Raw genomic sequence first — 6,208 nt, forward strand, 5'->3', positions numbered from 1 at the left:
ACAGAGTACACGCGGAAGCGCAGACAGCGCAAGTGCACGGTAAGGAAGCCCGAAAGAACGGGTGCGGCGTCCACATTAGCACTACGTGACCCACCCCGCACGCCTGAGGCGCAGCGTGTCCCAATCCAGCAAAGCTACGCACTCCCTTGGCAAGGAGCGGATCAGGCACCTGTCCACGGACGAACTTTCCGCCACAACGTAGAGATGGACCCGGCCGACATTCTTTCTTCACGAAGTCTTCACCAGAAATTACGAACAGCCGGTGACCAGCGGGAACACGGAAGGTAAACGGCTCTGGAACGTTCCATGACGTTTCACTGGAACGGTCCATAACCGCTTCCGACAGCCACCTCGCCCGCTTAATCTGAGGGTCGAGATTCGTTCTTCTTTCCTCGCTCCTGACGAAAGCACCTTGATGACCACTGCCTCAGCCGCCGCTGCGCCAACTCGAGCGCGCCGTGTGGAACGTTCTCGGCGGGGGGACAAACAGCCGACGATCCACGACGTCGCCAAGGCGGCTGGGGTCTCCAAATCTGCGGTGTCGCTTGCGATCCGCAATCAGACGGGCGTCTCGGAGGCCACCCGGGAGCACATCCTCTCGGTGGCTCAGGAGCTGGGGTATCGATCGAATGTCTGGGCCCGCTCACTAGTGCAGGGCCGAACGGGCCTGGTGGGTGTGTTGCTGCAGGATTTGGGCAACAGCTACCACCGGGATGTCACCGCGGGGGTGGAGGATGCGGCAGCCGAGCATGATCTGCGGCTGGTGATCGCCCACGGAAGGCGTGACCACCGCCGGTTGCAGGCCGAGCTGGATTCGCTGCTGGCACTGGGGGTGGAGGGAGTCGTCATCGTCTCCTCATCGGTGCCACCGACGTATCTGGAGAGGATCGCCAAGCGCGTGCCGCTGGTGGTGATTGGTCGGCTGCCGCATGAAGTCCCCGGCTTGGACACTGTGGCCAATCAGGATGAGATGGGCGCACGTCTGGCGGTGCAGCACCTCATGGAGCTGGGGCACTCCCGTATTGCCCACCTGACGGGGTCCTCTCGGCCGGCCGCACTGCACCGACGCCGGTCCTTCGCGGAGAGCATGCGCAACCTGCTTCCGGATGTGGAGCCCCAGATCGAGGGACCCGAGCGCTTAGACGCCGCCATCAAGTACCTCATCTTCCAGATCCAGCAGGAGAAGGGCGCACCCACCGCGGTGTTCACCCAGAACGACCGAATCGCCGCGGAGCTCGTCGGGGCCTGCCTGGATGCGAAACTGGAACTGCCGCACCAGCTGAGCATTGTCGGGTATGACAACTCCAGCGTCTGTCGGATGCTGCGCCCCCAGCTGACCAGTGTGGACCAGCCGCGGGTCCGCATGGGCCAGATGGCGCTGGACATGCTCTTTGAACGCATTGGCGGACGGATCGAGGACAAACACGTCACCATCGCACCGCGCCTGGAGGTCCGGGACTCCACGGCCCCGCCCCGGGACTGATACCGGCCCGCAGCAGAGTCTGCGAGGTCACAGCGCGACGACGGACCCTTGCTTCCGCAGTATGAGTCACCGCCGCAGCGCTACGCGGCCTAAAAGTGAGCTGAGGTGACCTCAAATGCGGAAGCAACGTCTCAGGGGCCTCAGACGATGCGTCGCTGCTCCGCCCAGCGGGTGATGTCGTGGCGAGAGCTCAGCTGCAGCTTCCGCAGCACCTTGGAGACGTGGGTCTCGACCGTTTTGATGGAGATGAAGAGATCGCTGGCGATCTCCCGGTACGTGTAACCGCGCGCGATCAGGCGCATCACCTCGACCTCGCGGGCAGAGAGGCGGTCAAGCTCCTCGTCGCGAACATCTTCCGCCACTCCCCCGGTGCCGAACGCATCCAGGACAAAGCCTGCCAGGCGAGGGGAGAAGACGGCGTCGCCCGTAGCCACCGCCTCCACGGCTTCTGCAAGCTCCTGCGTGCTGATGGTTTTGGTGACATATCCTCGCGCTCCGGCGCGGATGACGGAGACGACGTCGGTGGCCTGATCGGAGACGCTGATGGCAAGGAACCTCACCTGCTCCAGGAGGTCCCGGCAGAGCTTAACGACCTCGGCGCCTCCGCCTCCGGTACCACCGGGCAGATGCACATCCAGCAGCACCACCTCGGGACGGTGCTCGCGCACTGCGGCTACGGCGGACTCCACGTCATAGGCCTCCCCGACGACGTCAATACGCCCCTGCATCTCTGCTTTGAGCCCGGCGCGGAAAATTCCGTGGTCGTCCACGATCACGACTCGGCGTAGCGGTGGGACCGAGGATTCAGTCATGAGTGGTCCTCCTGGTTCGATGGGGGTGTGGAGCCCGGTGTGCCGGGACTTGGGGGTGAGGCCGCACTCTGCGGGGAGCCGGCGCTGTGGGCGTGATCGGATTCCGTGCCCACCGGCATGAACAGCTGGACCTCGGTCCCCCGTTCGCTGGAGCGGATGCGGGCCTCCCCTCCGGCTCTGCGCATGCGCCCGATGATGGATTCTCGGACTCCCAGCCGGTCCTGCCGGACATCATCGGGATCAAACCCCGGCCCGCGGTCACGCACAAAGACGGCGTCCTCACGCTCGTTGGACTCGACGTAGACCGAGGCAGGCCCTGCATGCTTGAGGGCGTTGACGATCGCCTCACGCGCCGCGGCCACCATGGCCCGGTGGTCGGTGCAGCGGGATTCCCCCACCGCCACCACCTCCACGGGCACCGAATGGAGTTCCTCCAGTTCCGCGGCCGCAGCCAGGAGCTGGTCCTTCAAGGTGCCGGGCTCGCCATTGTGCTGGCGGTAGAGCCAGCTGCGCAGCTGACGCTCCTGACTGCGCGCCAGTCGCTCTACTGCGGCGGGGTCGTGACGCTGCTTCTGAATCATCGCCAGAGTCTGGAGCACGGAGTCATGCAGGTGGGCGGCAATGTCAGCCCGCTCCGCCTCAGCGGCAGCGCGTGCGCGTTCGGTGTTAGAGGTGCGGTAGAGCCTGATGAGCCACGGGGCCAGCACCAGAGCAATGCCTGCCAGCAGCATCCCTGCCACCACGAGTCCCAGAATGAGCTCTCCGGCGGGGACCATACCGCCGGCAAGCACCAGCAGCGCGGCCAGCACCAGGACGGTGCCCACACCGAACTGAACCAAAGTGGCTGCGTGGCGTCTGGTGCCGCGGGCAGAGGGGTCTGTGGCGGCGTCGACCTGGGACCATGCCAGGAGCACTCCGATGACCAGAGCCGCGGGAGGGCCCACAAGCCACCAATCGATGCCTGCACCCAGAAGATTAAGCGTCAGCAGTCCGGCGGCTCCGAGCAGCAGTCCGCCCAGCAGCACCTCCGGAGAGCTCGTGAGGTGGTCCACTGCCCGGCGCACCCTGCCGGAGAGGTCATCCGGACCGGGCTCGTCCTCGCCGCCTTCTTGCACGGCGGGACCGCTAAGTCCGCGGACGCCGGCCTGGGCGTCCGGCTCATCATCCCGGGGGACAAAGACCCAGAGCCAGCAGTAGAGGAGCACGCCGACGCCGCCGGCAATGGCCAGGCCGATCATCAGCGCGCGCACGAGAGGCAGCGAAAGGCCCAAGTGGCGGGACAGCCCCAGGCACACTCCGGCCAGCGGTGTATCCACGCCTCGCTTCAGCGGCGGCCGAGCGGCTGCCGTGCCGCCGGAGCCGGACGAGGATGATCCCTGGGATGAGGGACCGGAGGGTGGGGTCTGCACGAGCACCATCCTGCCACGCCTGAGAGCACCTGATCCCTGTTCCGCCGCAGATTCAGGGGCCCCGGCGGGGGAAACTCAGGGTTGGATCAGGGTGGTCCCCAGTAGCGCGCCCACCCTTCCGAGGAGGAGGCTTGAGCCATGGAAAACGCGCAGAAACCCGAAGCAGGAGCCCAGTTCTTCCACTGGCTTCGCTCCACCGGAGTGCGCCGCCCCGAGGGCGGCTGGCTCGGCGGCGTGCTCGCCGGTGCCTCAGAGAAGCTGGGCTGGGATGTCATGCTCCTCCGCGGCCTGGCCGTGGTCTCTCTGATCATCTTCTTCTCCCCCACCGTGCTGCTCTACGGACTGGCATGGCTGCTCCTCCCCAATCAGCGCGGAGAGATTCACGCCGAAGAGGCGGTGCGGGGCAACTACACCTCAGGTCTCTTCGCGGGCGCACTGCTGGCCGTGGTGGGCGGAGTCAACATCTTCACTCCTGTGAGCATCGCTGGGCCATTCGCGGTGCTGATCAACCTCCTGATCCTGGCAGCGGTGGCCTGGGCCGTCGTCGCCCTGATGCGCGATCACCGCCGCAAGAAGGGTCAGGCTACGCCGGGAAAAGACCAGAACCCCGCCGGGAGCACGCGTAGCCCCGCGGGGAGCACCACGGGCCATCCCGGAGGTGGCGGCACCGGCGCTCCCGAGGACCCGGCACGCGCAGGAAAGCCTGCGTGGTACCCCAAGGATTCGGAACCGCAGAGCCCTCCCCCTGCGGGAGCCTCCGCCGCGCCGAACAGCGGCTACCCCTCGGGCTACACCTCCTCATCCCACACATCGGCAGGGCCCGCCGCCGGGGGCTATGCCCCGGTGACCGCTACAGCCGCTCCTGCTGAGGATCCGTACGAGCGGGAGGAGAGACGGCGTCGTCGTCTCATCACCTGGGGGCTGACACTGCTGATGCTTCCGGTGATCGCCGGCTTGGCCTGGTTCTCAGGGGCCCTAGGTATCTCCTCGGTGACGGCCGTGGTCCTGGGGTTGGCCGTACTGGTCGTACTCATGTCGTTGACGCACATTACGGCCGCGCTGCGCGGCAGAAAGGGACGCGGCATCATGCTGGGCTTCCTCACGGTCATCATGCTCGTGCTGGTGGCCTTCCAAGGAGGCGGCGGTGGTTGGGGAAGCCCGACCAACCATGCCTTCGGTAACTTCACCACCAGCAGCACCGAGGTCAACACCGCGTTCTCCAACACCACAGTGGATCTGCGGGACATCGACGTCAGCGCGGGAGATCCGGTGGAGGTCAACAACGGCTTCGGCAACACCACGCTGATCGTGCCTGACGATGTGGCCCTGCAGGTGGATCCGGCGAGCTTCCTGGGGAACCTGAGCGTGCACACGCAGGAGGGCGAGCAGAACTTCAGCGGCATCAACGCGGAGCGTCTGCACATCAGCTCCGAGGACTCCGAGGACGTCCTGGTCATCAGTCTGAACAACGCCTTCGGCAACGTCACCATCTATGACGCGACCACCTACGCAGAGGAGGAGGGACAGTGAACCGCAAGTACGACGGCGACCCGACTCGCCCCATTCACCAGCCGTCCCACCCGACCACGCCACTGCCTCCGGATCCGGAGGACGTGGATGCGCTCTTGGCCGAGTCCTTGAAGGCTCAGTCAGAAGCGGACTTCACCTGGAAGGAACCGGAGCGCCGCCCTCGCTGGTGGGAGCGGGCCCAGATGCAGCAGGCGGGCCCGGCGGCAGCACCGGCGAATGTCACCCCCTCCGGTTCCGTTGTCACCTCGGCATACTCTGCCTCAGCGCGCGCCAGCGGTCCCCGGTTGGCCTCGGCGATCTTCGGCGCAATCTGCCTGCTTCTGGCGCTGTGGACGCTGATGAGCCTCCTCACCGGCTTCACGCTGGATCCGATGGTCCTGGCGCTGGGCATCTGCACGCTGGCCGGCTTGGCCCTCGTTCTGGCCGGACTGAGCTCCGGCATGAGGCGCACCCGCCGGAGGCTGTAACTACCCGCCTATTCGCACGGCGGCGAGAAGGGCCGGGGCCCAGGAGGATCTGATCTTCTGGGTCCCGGCCCTTCTGTCACGTCCCCGGCTCAGCGTCGAAACTACGCGCACCCGCGCCGTGGCAAACATTCTTTCGAAGCTGGGACTGTCTTCCCGCAAAGAGCTGCGCGAGCTGCTCCGGGCAGGCTGAGGTCCCCTGAGACAGAGAAGAGCCCCGGAGGAGTTGAAGTGGGCCCCAGAAGTTGGACTAAGTAAATAAGAGTCTAGGCCGCGAGGGTCTGGGCCCGGTATTGGACTGGGCTCAGACCCTCGCGCCGTATTGAGATCCGTTCGGTGTTGTACCAGTGGATGTAGTCATCGATCTCGGTGATGAGCTGATCAGTTGAGGTGAACTCGGTGCCGTAGTACATCTCGGTCTTCAGATGTCCGAAGAAGTTCTCCATCACTGCGTTGTCCAGGCAGTTGCCCTTTCTGGACATTGATTGGACTGCGGCTTTGCTGGCCAGC

Annotated in this window: 6 protein-coding genes; 3 read left to right on the top strand and 3 right to left on the bottom strand. The window is 65.6% G+C overall.

Annotated features, from left to right (window positions below; genetic code table 11):
* The first annotated feature begins 415 nt into the window (after positions 1-415).
* Entirely contained in the window at positions 416-1,483 is a 1,068-nt protein-coding gene (locus RH857_RS09970) for a LacI family DNA-binding transcriptional regulator (protein ID WP_310537824.1), read from the top strand.
* A 140-nt stretch (positions 1,484-1,623) separates the two neighbouring features.
* Here the strand turns inward: RH857_RS09970 and RH857_RS09975 are convergent, their stop codons facing one another.
* A complete protein-coding gene (locus RH857_RS09975) occupies positions 1,624-2,295 on the bottom strand; it encodes a response regulator (protein ID WP_310537825.1) in 672 nt (223 codons plus the stop codon).
* The gene (locus RH857_RS09980) at positions 2,292-3,704 is read right to left on the bottom strand and encodes an ATP-binding protein (RefSeq protein WP_310537826.1); all 1,413 of its coding nucleotides are present in this window, start codon (positions 3,702-3,704) and stop codon (positions 2,292-2,294) included. The genes RH857_RS09975 and RH857_RS09980 overlap by 4 nt, the downstream gene beginning before the upstream one ends.
* Before the next feature lie 138 nt (positions 3,705-3,842).
* Between RH857_RS09980 and RH857_RS09985 the strand changes: the two genes are divergently transcribed.
* Both RH857_RS09985 and RH857_RS09990 read left to right on the top strand, forming a co-directional pair.
* The gene (locus RH857_RS09985) at positions 3,843-5,234 is read left to right on the top strand and encodes a PspC domain-containing protein (RefSeq protein WP_310537827.1); all 1,392 of its coding nucleotides are present in this window, start codon (positions 3,843-3,845) and stop codon (positions 5,232-5,234) included.
* On the top strand, positions 5,231-5,701 hold the full coding sequence (locus RH857_RS09990; protein WP_310537828.1) for a hypothetical protein: 471 nt from the start codon (positions 5,231-5,233) through the stop codon (positions 5,699-5,701). The genes RH857_RS09985 and RH857_RS09990 overlap by 4 nt, the downstream gene beginning before the upstream one ends.
* 263 nt (positions 5,702-5,964) lie before the next feature.
* Here RH857_RS09990 and RH857_RS09995 read toward each other — a convergent pair.
* A partial coding sequence (locus RH857_RS09995; protein WP_310537829.1) for an IS3 family transposase occupies positions 5,965-6,208 on the bottom strand: 244 nt, incomplete at its 5' end.

Source organism: Nesterenkonia flava (assembly GCF_031432335.1).
Classification (GTDB): Bacteria; Actinomycetota; Actinomycetes; order Actinomycetales; family Micrococcaceae; genus Nesterenkonia; species Nesterenkonia flava.

Excerpts from the sequence above, each read along its gene's own strand:
- RH857_RS09970 (WP_310537824.1), top strand. The coding sequence starts at position 416 with ATGACCACTGCCTCAGCCGCCGCTGCGCCAACTCGAGCGCGCCGTGTG.
- RH857_RS09975 (WP_310537825.1), bottom strand. The coding sequence starts at position 2,295 with ATGACTGAATCCTCGGTCCCACCGCTACGCCGAGTCGTGATCGTGGAC.
- RH857_RS09985 (WP_310537827.1), top strand. The coding sequence starts at position 3,843 with ATGGAAAACGCGCAGAAACCCGAAGCAGGAGCCCAGTTCTTCCACTGG.